This is a genomic window from Burkholderia sp. AU33423, assembly GCF_002223135.1.
Taxonomy (GTDB): domain Bacteria; phylum Pseudomonadota; class Gammaproteobacteria; order Burkholderiales; family Burkholderiaceae; genus Burkholderia; species Burkholderia lata_D.
Genome location: NZ_NKFH01000009.1, coordinates 507,966 through 523,465, shown reverse-complemented (window position 1 = coordinate 523,465; position 15,500 = coordinate 507,966). Strand labels below are relative to the sequence as shown.

At 67.1% G+C, this 15,500-nt stretch carries 13 protein-coding genes; 2 read left to right on the top strand and 11 right to left on the bottom strand.

What is annotated here, in order from left to right:
- Positions 1–588 precede the first annotated feature (588 nt).
- Positions 589–1,026 (top strand): ATPase, encoded by a 438-nt coding sequence (locus CFB50_RS35340; RefSeq protein WP_166893347.1) that lies wholly within the window; start codon positions 589–591, stop codon positions 1,024–1,026.
- 182 nt (positions 1,027–1,208) lie between these two features.
- On the opposite strand, the gene CFB50_RS35335 is transcribed toward CFB50_RS35340, so the two are convergent.
- From CFB50_RS35335 to CFB50_RS35285, 11 genes are all read right to left on the bottom strand, one after another.
- The gene (locus tag CFB50_RS35335; RefSeq protein ID WP_089449040.1) at positions 1,209–1,895 is read right to left on the bottom strand and encodes a DUF429 domain-containing protein; all 687 of its coding nucleotides are present in this window, start codon (positions 1,893–1,895) and stop codon (positions 1,209–1,211) included.
- 9 nt (positions 1,896–1,904) lie between these two features.
- On the bottom strand, positions 1,905–2,429 hold the full coding sequence (locus CFB50_RS35330; RefSeq protein WP_043185438.1) for an HD domain-containing protein: 525 nt from the start codon (positions 2,427–2,429) through the stop codon (positions 1,905–1,907).
- A 120-nt stretch (positions 2,430–2,549) separates the two neighbouring features.
- Positions 2,550–6,020 carry an ATP-binding protein gene (locus CFB50_RS35325; RefSeq protein ID WP_089449039.1) on the bottom strand — a complete coding sequence of 1,157 codons (3,471 nt, stop codon included), beginning with the start codon at positions 6,018–6,020 and terminating at the stop codon, positions 2,550–2,552.
- Positions 6,021–6,023: 3 nt separating this feature from the next.
- Positions 6,024–7,274, bottom strand: coding sequence for a metallophosphoesterase family protein (locus CFB50_RS35320; RefSeq protein WP_089449038.1), 1,251 nt, complete (start codon positions 7,272–7,274; stop codon positions 6,024–6,026).
- Between the two features lie 64 nt (positions 7,275–7,338).
- Positions 7,339–7,881 (bottom strand): CbrC family protein, encoded by a 543-nt coding sequence (locus CFB50_RS35315; protein ID WP_089449037.1) that lies wholly within the window; start codon positions 7,879–7,881, stop codon positions 7,339–7,341.
- Between the two features lie 78 nt (positions 7,882–7,959).
- The gene (locus CFB50_RS35310) at positions 7,960–8,568 is read right to left on the bottom strand and encodes a hypothetical protein (protein WP_144020747.1); all 609 of its coding nucleotides are present in this window, start codon (positions 8,566–8,568) and stop codon (positions 7,960–7,962) included.
- Between the two features lie 124 nt (positions 8,569–8,692).
- Positions 8,693–9,463, bottom strand: coding sequence for a hypothetical protein (locus tag CFB50_RS35305; protein ID WP_089449035.1), 771 nt, complete (start codon positions 9,461–9,463; stop codon positions 8,693–8,695).
- 362 nt (positions 9,464–9,825) lie between these two features.
- Entirely contained in the window at positions 9,826–10,368 is a 543-nt protein-coding gene (locus CFB50_RS35300; protein WP_089449070.1) for a hypothetical protein, read from the bottom strand.
- A gap of 278 nt (positions 10,369–10,646) precedes the next feature.
- Positions 10,647–11,015, bottom strand: coding sequence for a hypothetical protein (locus tag CFB50_RS35295; protein WP_089449034.1), 369 nt, complete (start codon positions 11,013–11,015; stop codon positions 10,647–10,649).
- Between the two features lie 77 nt (positions 11,016–11,092).
- A complete protein-coding gene (locus CFB50_RS35290; protein WP_089449033.1) occupies positions 11,093–13,078 on the bottom strand; it encodes a gamma-glutamyltransferase family protein in 1,986 nt (661 codons plus the stop codon).
- Positions 13,079–13,301: 223 nt separating this feature from the next.
- The gene (locus CFB50_RS35285) at positions 13,302–14,258 is read right to left on the bottom strand and encodes a LysR family transcriptional regulator (protein ID WP_089449032.1); all 957 of its coding nucleotides are present in this window, start codon (positions 14,256–14,258) and stop codon (positions 13,302–13,304) included.
- 102 nt (positions 14,259–14,360) lie between these two features.
- Between CFB50_RS35285 and CFB50_RS35280 the strand changes: the two genes are divergently transcribed.
- Positions 14,361–15,485 carry an aryl-sulfate sulfotransferase gene (locus CFB50_RS35280; RefSeq protein ID WP_089449031.1) on the top strand — a complete coding sequence of 375 codons (1,125 nt, stop codon included), beginning with the start codon at positions 14,361–14,363 and terminating at the stop codon, positions 15,483–15,485.
- Positions 15,486–15,500: the final 15 nt, after the last annotated feature.

Here is a 15,500-nt window from a genome sequence, read left to right as displayed (position 1 = left end):
ATGAATCACTTCATAAACCTGACTTACTTTAGTGTGAGACTCTTGATACTTTCGCTATCTGATCCGAGGATCAGCTCGCTTTCATCAAGCGCCCACACTTATCGGCTGTTAATTTTTAAAGAGCATTCTGCGAGGAACTTCGTGTTTCTCAGCAGCGCTGCGTTTTCAGCAGCAGAGAAGCGAGATTATGAACCGTGTTTCGCAGTTCGTCAACAACTTTTTTACTGCATCGTTGCGACTGCGGGGCTCAACTTCCAGGCCAGCTGCGCGCTTCAGACTCCAGCGCACCACCCACCCTGCTTCCCTTCTCCCGCGCCGCGTTTCCGTTAGCGCGAAAGAGGCGTGATTCTAAGCACCCACCCCCATCTACGCAAGCCCTTTGTGAAAATATTTTGAAGAAGCCCCCGTGCGCTGACGCGCACGGGGGCTTCGGGCTCGACCGGCCGGGCATCACGACACAGGCCACGCTCTATTGATGTGACGTATACCTCTCGTCCCGCTATATATAAGTATGAGGTCGCCGAACGGGCAAGGAATCGGGTGCCGTCGAGTATCATGCCGCGACCGAACCACGCACTCATAGCTACGATGGACAGCACCACTCAACCCGGCGACGCCGACCTTCGCGACGAATATGCAGCGCTGCGCGAGCGCGCCGTCATCCTGGAAGAACAGGCTCCCCCGCTTCTGCAACGCATCTCTGATGTATTGCCGCGGATCAGCGGCGAATCCGAACTGGCGGACGAGCACCGCGAGCGACTCGTCGGCGCGCGCAACGCAGCGATGGTCTCGATCGAAAACTATCAGCAGGCGATTCCTTTCCTGCAGACGGCCGACTCGATCATCGAGCAGCTGGACAAGACGCCCGAGCGCGACGAAGACATCGAATGGCGTGAATCGCTGCTGCAACGGCTCGACGAGCTGATCGACGTCGCGGTCGTGATGATCAACGATGCGGAAGGCTACTTCGATCAGGCACAAGCCTGCGATCTGTCCAGCGTGCCGAAAGCCATCCTCGAGGATTAAGTCACGCCGCTCGGGATCGCGTCGCGCACCGGCGTCACGTCGTGTGCGCCAGCCATCCCGATGCTTGCCAACCGAAAGTCGCAGCACGAGACGCCTGGGTCGTCACACAGACCAGGAGGCCACGCGCCTCCCGCAAAAGCTCACCTTTTCGCTACGCCCCTCGCCCGGGCCGCGCGACCCGACTACAGCGCGTCGAGAACGATCGTCTCGCTCACGATCGGCACGCGGATATATCCGCCCTCCGCATCGCCATACGCGTGCGCATTCCCGTCGATGACGCATTGCGCCGTCAACGCGCAAAGGGTCGCGTCTCGCGCATCGACGGACTTCAGCGTCGATACGTCGACTCCCAGTCGTTCCAGCAATTGCCGGCGCTGGTTGCGTTTCTGCTTCGCCGATGCGACGGCCCTCCCCAGCATCGCGCAGGTGATCGCATAAGGATAGGTTTCGAAGCTCGCGCGCCCGCCCGCATAGCGGGCGCCGCTCAGCAGCGGATAGGCGTCCGCGAGCGCGCGGTAGACACGCTCGCCCATGAACATCCAGTCGAAGAAACCTGACGTGCTCGCAACCGCCTGCTCCCGCGACGGTGTCGGAAAGCACGAGATCCGTTCGCGCGCGAGCGCCTGTTCAGCCGCGCGGCGCCCGCTCCCCGTCCACCACAGGCTCGGTGCGTCGACACCGACGGCCACGACGTCATGGGCGAGGCACAGCGCAGGCACCGCTTCGGGCGCGATCCGCTCCTCGCGACAGACGACCGTCCGTCCGCGCAGGATCACGAGATCGCATCGCTTCTTTTCGCCACCCACATCGACACCCGCCACGGCCGGCGATTGCCGCGCGACGGATCCGACGGATCGAGCCGATCGCATGCGGGCGCCTCAGTCCGCCGGCCGTGCGTCGTAGGCGGTGTCGAAGATCGCCTCGAGACCGGGATGCACGCCGCGCATCGGGTCGACAACCGACTTCGCCCAGTCGAAATACGCCTGCTTGCGTTCGAGCGGCCAGTCCGCGGGCGGATGCCGCGCGATGTCGCGCAGGTTGCAGATCTTGTCGGCCAGCTTCACGAGCTTCGCGCGCCGGCTGATGGTCGCCGCATGCTCGACCTGCAGGCGCTTGCGCTCCTCCTTCGGCAGCGACTTGTCGTCGGTGACTTCCATCACGATGTCCGCCACGTCCTTGCCGAACAGCCGAAGCAATTCCTGCTCGGTCGTCTCGGTGTCCTCGACCGTGTCGTGCAGCACGGCCGCGACGATCACGCGCTCGTCCTCGACGCCGGCCTCGTTGGCCAGCACATCCGCGAGCGCGATCGGATGGTTGATGTACGGCGACGCTTCTTCGTCCTTGCGCCGCTGATTGCGATGCTTGTCCGCCGCGAACGCGATGGCGGCTACCAGCTTTTTCATATTCCCCCCTCGTGTGGCCTGACCGCGACCGGCAGAACCGGACGCGTGCATTTCGGAACCGCACATACTACCTGTTCGCGATGACCCTGCCCGTGCGTCAGCATCCACGCACGCCCCGCATCACGCACCGGCCGGCGCGCGCTGCAGTTCGACCACGTTGACCCGCGCGCCGAATACGTCCCTCACGAGCGGCAGCAGATGGTCGTGGTGCGTCAGGAACAGCACCTGGGTTCGCGTCGACAGATCGCGCAGCGCATCGAGGCCGGCCTTCGCGCGCGCATCGTCAAAGTTGATGAACAAGTCGTCGGCCACGAACGGCAGTGCGGTCCGGCTGCCGAGCTGCAGTTCCAGCGCCGCGATCCGCAGCGCGAGGAACAACTGGTCACGCGTTCCTTCGCTCAACCCGGCGACCTCGACCGATGCCCCCTTCGTCCGCCGTGCATACAGGGCGGGCGGCGTCCGTTCGGTATCGACGGTCAGCCGCGCGAATTCGCCCAGCGTAAGCCCGGCGAAAATCTCGCCCGCACGCCTGAGCATCGGCCCCTGCTTCTGGTCGCGATAGCGATCCGTCGCCCACTTCAGCAACCGGCTCGCCGTGGCCGCCTCCAGATACTGTTCGGCTGCTTCGCCCATCGCCGCCAGCGCTTCCTGGCGTTTCGACTCGGCGACTGCCGCGTTCGCCTGGCCGTCGATCGCGCCGAACGCCTGATCGGCCACGACCTGCTGCTGTGCAAGCTCGTTCAGCCGCTTGCCGACGTCGCCGAGCGACTGCTTCACCGCTTCGAGGTGCGCCGGTACGTCGGCGATGTCCTGTCCCGCGACTTCCGCTTCGACGGCGGAACGGGACAGGCCGTCACCATCGCGCACCAGTGCCTCGTGCGCGGCATCGACCGCCTGCCGAAGCTGGCGCTGGCGATCCGAGCGTTCGGCCAGTGGCAGCGCCGCGTCGATCGACTCAACGCCGGCTAGTTGCAGCAGCGGCTGGATGCGTGCATCGGCACCGGCCACCGCGGCAGCCGCATCCGCGACCTTGCCGTCGGCCTGACGCACGGCCTCGTCGGCACGACCGATCGCACGCGCGACTTCCCGGGCGGCCGCGAGGCGCATCGTCAGCCGGCGCGCGACGTCCGGCCAGTCGCCGCTCGCCAGCCATTCCGGCGCGAGCGCTTCGGCAAGCCGCCTTGCGCCCGCCTCGAGCGCGGCCAGCTCGGCGCGGATCGCGGCGATCCGGTTGCGCGGCGCATCGGCATCGGCCAGTTCGGCCGTCACCGCGTTGGCGAGCCCGAGCGCACCCTCCGCCGCAGCCAGCGTCGCCGCACTCGCGGACAGCTTGGCGTCGGCCAGCGCGTCGCGCCATTGCGCATGCCACGCATCGTAGGCTGTCTGCGCGTGGCCGGCGCGCGACTGTGCCGTCGCGCATCCGCGTTCCGCCTCCCGCGCGCGATCCTCCAAGCTGTCCTGCTGCGCGAGCGCTTTCTCGGCCGACTGCACGAAGGTCTCGGCGATCGCGACGAGCGCCGCCAGGCCATCCGACTCACCGCCTCGCGACACAGTACGCAGTGCCGTGCGCAGCGTGGTTTCGGCACCCGCCCGCGCGGCGCGAATCGTGTCGAATTCGCGGCGCAGCCGGTCGAGGTCGGCCTGCGCGGCAAACACCGTGTCGCGCTTCGCAAGCCAGTCGCCCATTGCCGCCAGCGACATGCCGGGCACCGCGGCCGCTGTCGCGAGCGCGGCCCATGCGTCGCGATGCGCGGCGAGCTCACGCTCGCGCTCGTCCAATGCGGCCTGCCTGCGCGTCATGCCGGCATGTGCGGATTCGACCTGCTGACGCAGCGACTGCAACGTCGCCGCCGCCTGCGTCGCGCCGAGCTGTGCATCGACGAGTTCGTCCGCGAGGCGGATCGCGTCGTCGACCGCAGGCGCGCCCGTTGCGAGATCGACCGCGCCGCTGCGGATATCACCCCACGCGCCGTCGCGTCGCGCACGCGCCGCCAGCACGTCGGCGGTCGTGACGACCTTGTGGTTCTCCGCGAAGTGCTTCTCCTGCAGTTCGAGCCGCTCGAGCTCTTCGAGCGCGCCGTCCCGCGCGTCGCGTGCAGCCGCGACCGCACTCGCGCGTTCGCTGTCTTCCTTCAGCAGCGTGCCGAGCCGCGCCGCCGACGGCACGTCGAGCGCACGCAGCGTATCGACCGGCATGCGCCATTGGCCGAGCGCATCGAGCGCGCCGGACAACGTGCGTTCGGCGGCGGCGATTTCCTGTTCGAGTGCCTGCTCGCGCTGGCCACTGTTGCGAAAGCCCTGCGCATCGGCCAACGCCGCACGCAGCGCCTCCGGCACTTCGACGGTCGACAGGCGCGCCTGTTGTTCCCGCACCTGCGCAAGCTCGCGCGTGCGCTCGTCGAGCGATTCGCGCGCGCCGGCAAGCGCCTGGTGCAGCGCACCGTGTTCGCGCAGCAGGTTTGCAACGGTCTTCAGCGACAACGCGGTCGGCAGCGACGCGCGCAGCGACGCTTCGTCCGTCGGCCAGTCGAGCTGGCCGGCCGCTGCAAATGCAGCGGACAGGTGCCGCTCGACATCCGCGCCGAGCAGCAGCAGATCCTGCGCGTGATTCATGCACGCGCCGCGCAGCCGGTCGAGCGCTTCGATGTCGGCTTCAAGCGCCAGCGTGTCGGCGTCGGCGTCGATCGCATCGCGCGCCTGCCGTTTTGCAAGCAGATCGGCACGCCGTTCCTCGAGCACCTTCTGTTCGGCCGCGAGATCGCCCTGCGCCTTCAGCAGGTCCGCATACGCGGTGGGCGGCAACTCGACGACCGCGCCCAGCTCCGCCAGCGCCGCGTCCTTGACCGTCAGCTCCTTCAGGTACGGCGCCAGCCGTCGCACGCGTTCGAGCTTCGAGCGCAGCGCTTCGAGCCGGCGCTGTTCCGCGCGTGCCTGCTCGATCTGCTGTTCGACCGCTTCGCGCGCGTCCTTGCGTTCGACCCAGTCGCGCGTGCGCACCTGAACCGTCTTCAGTTCGGTCACGGCTTCGTTGAACGACGCTTCGGCGAGCGCAAACGCGCTGCCGCTGCGGCGCGGCGCCCAGAGTTCGACCGAACGCGCATCGAGCTCCTCACGCACCGGCCCGAGACTGCCGACACCCGCAGCCGATTCGAACAGCACCTGGCCGAGCTTGTCGGAGGCGTCGAGAATGCTCCGGCCGCCGTCGACCAGACGGCCGTGATCGAGCCCGAACATCTGTTCGAAGAATTCGCGCGTGGCGCCGTCGAGGACGGCGGCCAGATAGTCGTCGGGCAACTTGTCGTCGGCGGGTGTGCGCAGCGGACTGCGTCCGCGCGCACGGTGGAACGCGAGTTCGCCCGTGCCGCTCTCCAGCACGCCACCGATCCGCAGTTCGGGCGTGCTGTGCAGGAAATCGAGCGGCGTCTGCAGCTTCATCCCGAACAGCAGCTCCGACACGGCCGTGCGAATCGTCGACTTGCCGGCCTCGTTCGGCCCCACGATCACATGGAAATCCTCGCCGGCCGACGGGAATCGCAGCGTCTCGTCGGTGAACTTGCCGTACTTGATCAGATCGAGCTGGTTGATCCGCATTCCTTACTCCCCCCTCGCCAGCCGCGCGAGCAACGCGGGCCCGACCTGTTCGACGAGGGCCGTGAGCTCGCCTGCGCGCGCCATCGTCAACAACGGCACCTCTTCCTTCACGTCGCTGCGCACCTTGCCGACGAACGGCTTCAGGTCGCGCTCGAGCAGCTCGAGGAAATCCGGATCGCGCGCGGCGTCGGCCAGGATCTGCTTCAGGTCCTCCAGCGCTTCAAGCTGCTCGCTTTCGCCCGGCTGATGATCCGCCGCGGACGTCGCGAGCCGGACCTTCTCGAGCCACAGCCGCTCGTTGCCGATGATGCCGATCTGGTTCAGCACCTCCGCACGCAACTGCGGCGCACGGCCGAAAAAGAGACCATGCGCAGGTGTGCGCCCCGTGACCGTCACGCGCACCGCGCGCGGCACATGGCCGTCGACGGTCAGCAGCGTTTCCAGCGACTGGCCGACCTTTCTCGACAGGTCGGCGACGGTAAAACAATCGGACGCATCGACCGACACGGCCTCCCAGCGCAGCACGTCGAGATACAGCCGCTCGACCTGCGTGCGGCCCCGCTCGACCGTCACGAGCACCGCGCCGCGGCGGCCCGTCTCGCGAATATGGCGCCCCTGCAGGTTGCCGGGAAACACCACCGTGGATGGCCCCGACCATTGCTGGAATTCGTGCACGTGGCCGAGCGCCCAGTAGTCATAGCCTTTCGCATGCAGTTCGGCCAGGGTGCACGGCGCATAGTTCGCGTGCGCCGCATAGCCTTCGAGCGCCGTGTGCAGCACGCCGATGTTGTAGTAACCAGGCACCGGGTCCGGATAGCCGATCGCGAGATTGTCGACGACAGCCTTGTCCTTGAAGCTCTGCCCGTGCAGCGCGACGTCGAATTCGGGCAGCTTGTGAGTTTCCGCCTTGCGGTGGCTGAACACGGTGACGTTGTCGGGCAGCGTCAGCTTCTTCGTCATCTCGCTTTCGGCATCGTGGTTGCCGCCGAGAACGAACGCGCGGATGCCGGCCTTGCGCAGGCGCCCCATCTGCTGGCCGAAAAAGATGCCCGTGTTGTGATCTTTCCAGTCGCCGTCGTACAGGTCGCCGGCGATCACGAGGAACGCGACTTCCTCTTCGATCGCACGATCCACGAGCTGCCGCAGCGCCTCGCGCGACGCGTTGCGCAACTGCGCGGCCGGCGCGTCGGGATACGCGCTCAGGCCGTGCAACGGGCTGTCAAGGTGTATGTCTGCCGCGTGGATGAACTTCACGAAGATTCCTCTGTTTCATGACGATGGGGCCAGCGACCGCCGTGCGATGCCGCCAGCCGGGCCATCAATCGCAATCCTGGTAGCCGCCGAATTCGCCGCAATGGATACAGCGAAACATATACGCTGTCGGCGAGCCGTCCTTGTCGAGTACCGCGAAGAAGCGCGCCCATTCGGCGCCCTCGGCGAGTCCGGTCGATACCCGAATCGATGCAACGGCCTGCGGGCCGAGCGCGGTCAGTTCGCCGGCACCCGCACGGCCGATGAACTGCCCGCCATCGCCGCAATGCGTCCACCACCGTTCCTGCTGCCAGCCCCGAAAGCCCGGCGTGCGACAGGCGATTTCATCGACGACCGCGTCAGGCACTTCATCCCATTCGCCGCCGCCGATGCCGTACGTATCGGTAAAGACTGCATCGAGCCGCGCGTGTGCCGAACCGTCGGCGACGCACCATGGGCAGATGCATTGCTCATACTCGTCAACCGCATACACGGGGCCGGCGTATACGTAACCACGTGCATCACCGCAGCACACGCAGCGCGCGTCCGAGCGGATCACGCTGCCCGTTGCGAGCGGGTCCGGATGGTACCTGAAAGCGGGCAGCGACATGAGGTTCTCCGTCGTACCGGAACATGGGGAAACACGCGATGCGCATTCGAACGGCCATTGTGCCGCAGCCCGGCCACGTTACTGCGGAATCCCGGTCTCGACAAACGTGCCGTTCACGAAACGATAGACGCGATGCGTTGCACCGCCGTGAGGGAGAATTTCCCATCGGATGTCGATGCCGACCGGGTCGTCGCGCCACGCGATCGCCAGGTAGGGCGATTGCGCTCCACCGTCGGTGTCGAGCGAAACGGAGTCGAGGCAGCTTTGAACCGGCAGCGAGAAACGCGGCACGGCATGGGCGCCGTGCAGTTCCAGCACGTACAGCGCCCCTTCTTCGCCCGCGCCGCAATATCCGGTCGGGCGGCTGCTCGACGAGCGGTTGACGACGACCAGCAGATAGTCTTTGCCGTCGATCCGCTTCGAGCGGTCCGACGGAAACGCGACGCTCGATGCATCGGCCAACGCACGGCGGAGCGCGGCCGGCACGATCAGTGCCGTTTTCTTGTGGCGGGTGGCATCGACCTTGAACAACCTCGGGCGCACCCATTCGATCTCGTGACCATTGGCGAGCCGCACCGCTTCGGGCGCCGGCGTTTCGGCGAAGGCAACGGCGGCGCTCGAGGCCAGCAGCGCCAGCGCCGCGAGCTTCAACGCAATCGATTTCGTCGGGATGATCCGTGTCCGCATGAATCGCGCAGGATGGTCGTGAAGTTCATCGCATGCGCCGGCATGCCGTTCGGGCAGCCCCGATCCAGGATCGCCCCGCGCGCGTCGTTCGTCACGACGCACGCGGCTGATCCACGAGGTGCCGTCACTCGCCACGCGGTACCGGCGGCGGCGCATAGCCGTTGTCATTGCCGGGGAACGGATTCGCGTTGCGGCGCAGCGCTTCCTCGTCGTTCTCCTTCTGCGCGAACACCGCGACGCCGATCACGCCGACGTTCGCGGCATCGCCGTACTTCGAATTCGCGACATAGCTGTCGGGCACCGCCGCGAAGCGGAACGCGGCGACTTCGTCACGGCTTTTGCGGAAACCCTCGATCGTCAGCGTGCGGCCCGGATACAGCACGTAACCGCCGTTCGTATAGCTGCCGGGCCGCCCCGACAGCACGTCGAGCCCGTCGACGCTCGACACGATCTCGAACGTACGGCGCCCCTGGTTGCGCAGCACGATCATGTAGCGCGAACCTTCGACGCCCGCCATGTGCCAGCGGCCGTCGCTGCGCGCGAGACGCAGCGGCGCGCCCTTTTCGTCCGTGAACGACAGCGCGATGTCGCCGTTGGCGAGCGCGACGCGGGTCGGCATCCGGCGAACCTGGGACGCGGAAGGATGTCCGGGCAACGCATCGTTGTAGTAGACCGACGCAAGATCCGTCGGCTTCGCCGGATCCGCGCGCTCGAAATCGACCTGACGGGTTTCGGATCGCACCGACTCGCCCCATGCGGTGCCGAGCCCGCGGCGTTCGCTGGCGTCCGGTGCGGCGGCGGATGCGCTGGTATTGCCGGACGGCGGGGGCGATGCTGCGCAGGCGGCCAGCCAGAGCACGCAGGCGAGCGCGAGAAAACGGAACAGGATGTTCATGACGTGATGCCTCGGAATGTTATCGGGCCGCGCCGGGTTGGCCGGAACGGCGTTTTGGTGTCGTCTGTCGTCACGATGTCGATCGGACATGCTGGCCCGTATCGGCCGGCGCCGCGATCGCGGCAGCCCGGCAACCGGGAGCCTCGCTATTTAAGCATGGCGGGAGGGCGATGGGCAGGGGGCGCGCACGCCGCCCGCTGCCGGTTCGTGCCTGCGGGCATCAGGCTCGTCGCGTCGCCGGATGGGTGGCGAACGCCGACGCGTCCCGGTATCGAGGATGAGATGAACGGCGCACCGCGCGCGCCAATAAAAAAACCCGGCCCGCATCGAAGCGGGCCGGGCTTTGTCGGGAAGCGTGACGCTTACAGCGCGCCGCCTTGTGCCGACGCCGAACCCTTCACGCCGACCGATGCGCCACCCTGCACCGAGTTCGTCGCGCCTTCGAGCGCCTCGCCGGCCTTCGCCTTCGCGCCGCCGGCGACGTCGCCTGCCGTCGACACCGCGCCTTGCGCGTGGCTCTTTGCCGTGCCCGCGACGTGCTTCACGTGCGATTTCGTCGAGTGGGCGGCCGATGCGGCGGCATCCTTTGCGGTGCCCGCTGCCGAACCGACCGCATGCGTCGCACCGCCAACCGCGTCGCCGGCTGCCGAGCCCACGCCGCCGACCGTCTTGCCGACGCCGTTCAGCGCGCCGCCAACGACGTTGCCCGCGCCCGAACCCGAGCCTGCCGCATTCGCGCCGGCACCGGCCTGCACGCCCACGCCGCCACCGAGCAGCGGCGTCTGAACCTGCGCGCCGACACCTGCGGAACCCTGGGCGCCGGTCTGGGCCGTCTGTGCGAACGCAGCCGAAGTCGCCATCGCCGTCAGTGCAGCACCCACCAGAATCGTACGAATCTTGTTCATGGTCATTCTCCCAAAGACGTTGTTGCTGCGGGCCGCCTTCGTGCGGCTTGTCGCATGCCTTGCCGCGACGTGCGGCAGGTGGAGCTAATGTAGCGGCGCGGACGAGCAAAACGACTGATTTGCGGGGACTGTTACTTCCGTTGCAAATGCTGACGATTGACTCACACTGTTTGACAATCGGGGGCTTGCGGCGGAATTGAATGGTAGATCGGGTGAACCTGGAGGCGTGCCGCGCGGAGCATGCCGCGACCGATCGGGAAACCAGGCAGGCGAAACGGCTAGCAGGGAAACCGGCCGCTTCTGCAAGCATGCCAAAGCACGTGTATCGGCCAGCCGTCGGTGCGACCCGACAACCGGCTCCTCGCGATGAGTTCAATATCGTCGGATACGCATGCCGACACACCGGCGTTCCCCGCTGCGCCGAACGCGAGCTTGAACGCTTTTTCCCTCAGCGCGCTCACGGCCGCCCGGTCGACCGCTGTGCCTGGATCGCCATCGACTTCGTCGAACGACGCCATCCACTGCGCATCAAACGGCTCGGCATCGCGACTGTCCAGCGCGCGGTCGCAATCCAGGTCGCCGAGGAAATCGAAAAAACCCGGCACCGACAGGATCGCATCCATGTCAAGCAGATGCGCGTTCGTCATTGCGTCTCCTTCACGATGCGCGGCCCCGACCGCCCGTTGATGCAGACAGGCAGTCCGGCGCCGCGCGTCCTGCCCGGTTACGGTCGGAACGTATCGCCGAGCACGACGCCTTCACGACGCGGATCGGTGCCGCCCTGCAACGCGGGCGACTGGCCGACCGTGACACGCATCACGGTATTGACGCCGCTCGCCTGCGCGGACGTCGACACCTTGTGCCCGAGCGCGAGCAGCCCTGTGATCAGCGGATCGTTCGCTCCGTTGTTCGTCGTGTTGACGTTTGGATGCTCGCCGCCGATCGTGGTCGTCGGGCTGTTGCTCGCGCCGAAGTCGACGAGCCCCGCCGACTGCTGTGCATCGAGCCCCCAGTCGAGCGCGCCGACGAGCGTCTTGACCACATACTGCGGAATCGTGCCGCCGCCCGGCGAACCGGTCGCCATCACGAAATCGCCGCGCGAGCCGTCCGCGGCCTGCCCGAACACGATCGTCGGCGCCATCGAGCTGCGCGGCCGCTTGCCCGGCTGCAGGCGGTTGGCCACCGGATTGCCCGTGCTATCGACCGGGTTCGCCGAAAAATCGGTCAACTGGTTGTTCAGCAGGAAGCCGTTGGTCATGTGGAACGAGCCCATGCTCGACTCGACCGTGGTCGTCGCGCTCAGCACGTTGCCGTCGCCGTCGACGATCGTGAACTGGTTCGTGCCGTGCTCGATCAGCGTCGTGTCGACACCGAGCGGCACTGCACCCAGATTGCCGGGCTGTGCGGTGCCCATGCTCTTGGCCGGATCGATCAGCGCCGCGCGCGATTTCAGGTACGGCTTGTTCAGCAGCGTGTTCCACGTGCCACCCGGCAGCGGCACGAAATCCGTATCGGCCACGTACTTGTCGCGGTCGGCATACGCAAGCCGTTCCGCCTCGGTGATGAGGTGCACGCCCGCGACGGTCGGCTTGCCGCCCTCGAGATCGATCGCCGTCGGCTTCAGCGACTTCAGGTCGTAATTCTCGAGAATGCCGAGCGCAGACGCGACCGCGATGCCGCCCGACGACGGCGGCGGCATCCCGCATACCCAGTAGCTGCGATAGGTCGTGCACACAGGCTCGCGGCGCTTCGCCTGGTACGCGGCCAGGTCGGCGACGGTCGTCTTGCCCGGCGTGAGCGTCGAGCCGTCCGCGCCCTTCGTCGTCGCGATCTTCGCAACGATGTCCTGCGCGATCTGCCCCGTGTACAGCGCGTTCGCACCCGACTGCGCCATCAGCGTCAGCGTGCGCGCATAGGCCGGATTCTTCAGCACGGTGCCGAGCGTCTTCGGCGTCCCGTCGGCGTTCAGGAAATACGCGGCGGCCTCGGGGTCGCGCTTCAGGTTCGCCGCATTCGCCGCGATCGCGTCGGCGAGCCGGCCGCCGATCGGGAAGCCGTTGGTCGCGAGCGTGATCGCATCGCCGAACAGGTTCTGCCACGGCAGGCGGCCGTGATCCTGCTGCAGCGCCTCGATCAGCCTCGGCACGCCGATCGTGCCGATCGAGCGGCCGCTCGCCCGTGCGTTCGGCAGCGGTGCGGAGTGGTCGGTCGCGTCATCGACGTAGCGCAGGTAGTTCTCCGTCGCGGCGGCTGGCGCGGTTTCCCGGCCGTCATACGCCTGCAGCGTCTTGCCGCGCGCATCGTAGTAGAGCAGCACGCCGCCCGACCCGAGGCCCGTTGCCTCGGGCACGGTCAGGCCGAGCACGGCCTGCACGGCGACCGCCGCGTCGGCGGCCGTGCCGCCTTTCTTCAGCACCGCGCAGCCGGCCGCGCTCGCGTAGGCGTTCGACGTGGCCACCAGATAGGTCTTCGCATAGACCGGCTTCATCCCGGTGCGATAGCCCGACGATGCTTCCGGCAACGACGGGTCGCCCGGCTGGTTCGAGCCGACCACGACCGTCGCGCCGCTGTTGTCGACCGCGAGGCAGCTCGCATCGGTGGAAGGTGTCGGCGTGCGGCCTGCTTCGTTCTCGACGTCGCCGCCGCACGCCGCCAACAGGGCGGCCGCGAGCAATGCGGACGCATACGGAAAAATCGCTGTTCTGTTCATTGTCTGCCGATGTTCTCGTAGGTCGTTGCGATGGACATCACGCTGCCTGCGCCCCCCTCGGTGCGCCGGCAACGCGTTCGATAGTCCCATGAACAAAATTTTTTCCGCAATCAGGGAACGGCGTAGTGCGGCCCGATGTTGTGTGCGCAACGTCACCGATTTCGCACGCGGGTTCGCGTGTTGCACTGCATCGCAGTGCGATGCGCCCGCACGGCCGATGGCGTTACTTTGCTGCCCGACGGCGCTTGCCGGCCGCCCCGCCGTCGCGCGCGAATCCGCTCTCCATCGCTTCGATCGCCTCGGAGAAGAACTCGAGGAACATCGTCATCGCGACGGTCGCGCTCATGTCCGCCCGCTGGTAGATGCAGCTGAACGAGCGGGCACCCGCATCGGCAAGCGGCGTCCACGCGAGCCGGCCGGCGGCCACGTCGTCCGCGACGTTCTCGGCGATCAGGAAGCCGACGCCCGCGCCTTCGGCCGCGAGGCGCCGCACCATCGGCACCGAGCCCGTCTCGATCTGCGGCCGCACGTTGCGCGGCTGTCGCGCATCGATCTGGTCGAACATCGCGCGCAGCTCCGTGTCGGGCGTCATCAGGATCAGCGGATGCGCGAAGCAGTCGCGCAGCCGCACCTTGCCGCCGGACGCCGCCAGCGGATGGCCCGGTGCCGTGACGACACCCAGCGGCTGAGCGAACGCGCGCACCTCGACGACGCCCGCCGACGTGCGCCGGCGCAACGCATAGCCGATGTCGGCCTCGCCTGTCTCGACCCAGCGCACGATGCTCTCGCCGTTTCCCGAGCGCACGCTATACGTGACGCCCGGATAGCGCTGCATCGCGGCGAGGATCGCGTCGGGCACGATCCTTTCCGCGGTCGACGCGGGTACCGCCAGGTTCACGTGCCCGCGCCGCAGCGCGCGCAGGTCCTCGACCTGCGTGAGCGCGTTGTCGAAGTCGCGCTGGCCGCGCCGCACGGCCGCGATCACGATCTCGCCGGCCAGCGTCAACTGCATGCCGCGCGGCAACCGGTCGAACAGCGGCACGCCGACCTGCTCCTCGAGATTGCGGATCTGCTGGTGCACCGCCGCAGCGGTCAGGTGCAGCGCGTCGGCCGCCTTGCGAATCGAGCCGCGCCTCGCGACCTCGTCGAAACAGCGGAATGTCTGCGATATCGAACGCATGAAAGGTCCGTTAGATTTTTCCGAACAGGCCGTCAAGAATAATCCGATTTTACTGACCGTCCGGATCGTCTAGATTCCGCTGCATCCCCGCATCCGATTCGAATGGAGACAGCCGTGACAACCGTCGACCAGATTACCCAGCGCCGCCGAGGCGTCGGCCTCATCGCCCACGATCCCGCCCTGTCCGCGGGCGGCTATACGCTCATCGCGCCGCAGACGGCCGACGGCAACGTCTATCTCGTCGGCATCGACGGCGAAGTCGCCCATCAATGGAAGATGCCCGTGCGCCCCGGCCGCCACGCGGTGATCCTCCCGAACGGCAACCTCGGCTACAACGGCAACCATCCGCAATCCGAATCGCGCTATGCGCCGTGGTCGATGTGGCATGGCGGCGACTTCTACGAAGTCACGCCGCAAGGCGAAACCGTCTGGCGCTACGAGGATCCCGCGCACCACCACGATGCGCAGTGGCTGCCGAACGGCAACCTGCTCTACGCCGCGTGCGAACCGGTCGATGCCGCGTTCGCGCGGCGCGTGCCGGGCGGCACGCCGCACGGCGACGACGAAGTGATGTATGCGGACGTGATCCGCGAAGTGAACCGGGCCGGGCAGATCGTCTGGGAATGGCATGCGCGCGACCATCTGCGGCCCGAGGATTTCCCGATCGCGGCCGGTTTCGGGCGCTATCACTGGCCGCTCGTCAACGGCCTCGCGGTCGATGCGAACGGCCGCGTGCTGATGAGCCTGCGCACGACGTCCGGCATCATCGGCGTGAATCACGAAACCGGCCGCGTCGACCTGCGGATCGGGCCCGACGTCGTGTCGCACCAGCATGCGCCGGTGCCGCTCCCGAACGGCAACATCCTCGCGTTCGACAACGGCAATTTCCGCCACGGCGCGCACGTCGTGTTCTCGCGCGTCGTCGAGATCGATCCGGCGACACAGCGCGTCGTGTGGTCGTATGCGGATGACGTCGTGAACCTGTTCTACACGCCGTTCATGGGCAACGCGCAACGCTTGCCGAACGGCAACACGCACGTCACCGAATCGTCGACGGGCCGGCTGTTCGAAGTGACGCCCGCCGGCGAGGTCGTCTGGGAATACGTGATTCCGTGGTTCGCCGAATACCCGGACGAGGCCGCGCGCAAAACCGGGCCGGGCCAGCTCAACAGCGTGTTCCAGACGTTCCGCTACAGCGCCGCGCAACTGCCCTGGCTGCGGGCCTGACCTTCCGTTCACCGC

What these genes read in the sequence shown, in the direction of transcription:
- CFB50_RS35340 (WP_166893347.1), top strand. Translation starts at nt 589, where the DNA reads ATGGACAGCACCACTCAACCCGGCGACGCCGACCTTCGCGACGAATAT.
- CFB50_RS35335 (WP_089449040.1), bottom strand. Translation starts at nt 1,895, where the DNA reads ATGCGATCGGCTCGATCCGTCGGATCCGTCGCGCGGCAATCGCCGGCC.
- CFB50_RS35330 (WP_043185438.1), bottom strand. Translation starts at nt 2,429, where the DNA reads ATGAAAAAGCTGGTAGCCGCCATCGCGTTCGCGGCGGACAAGCATCGC.
- CFB50_RS35325 (WP_089449039.1), bottom strand. Translation starts at nt 6,020, where the DNA reads ATGCGGATCAACCAGCTCGATCTGATCAAGTACGGCAAGTTCACCGAC.
- CFB50_RS35315 (WP_089449037.1), bottom strand. Translation starts at nt 7,881, where the DNA reads ATGTCGCTGCCCGCTTTCAGGTACCATCCGGACCCGCTCGCAACGGGC.
- CFB50_RS35310 (WP_144020747.1), bottom strand. Translation starts at nt 8,568, where the DNA reads ATGCGGACACGGATCATCCCGACGAAATCGATTGCGTTGAAGCTCGCG.
- CFB50_RS35305 (WP_089449035.1), bottom strand. Translation starts at nt 9,463, where the DNA reads ATGAACATCCTGTTCCGTTTTCTCGCGCTCGCCTGCGTGCTCTGGCTG.
- CFB50_RS35300 (WP_089449070.1), bottom strand. Translation starts at nt 10,368, where the DNA reads ATGAACAAGATTCGTACGATTCTGGTGGGTGCTGCACTGACGGCGATG.
- CFB50_RS35295 (WP_089449034.1), bottom strand. Translation starts at nt 11,015, where the DNA reads ATGACGAACGCGCATCTGCTTGACATGGATGCGATCCTGTCGGTGCCG.
- CFB50_RS35290 (WP_089449033.1), bottom strand. Translation starts at nt 13,078, where the DNA reads ATGAACAGAACAGCGATTTTTCCGTATGCGTCCGCATTGCTCGCGGCC.
- CFB50_RS35285 (WP_089449032.1), bottom strand. Translation starts at nt 14,258, where the DNA reads ATGCGTTCGATATCGCAGACATTCCGCTGTTTCGACGAGGTCGCGAGG.
- CFB50_RS35280 (WP_089449031.1), top strand. Translation starts at nt 14,361, where the DNA reads ATGGAGACAGCCGTGACAACCGTCGACCAGATTACCCAGCGCCGCCGA.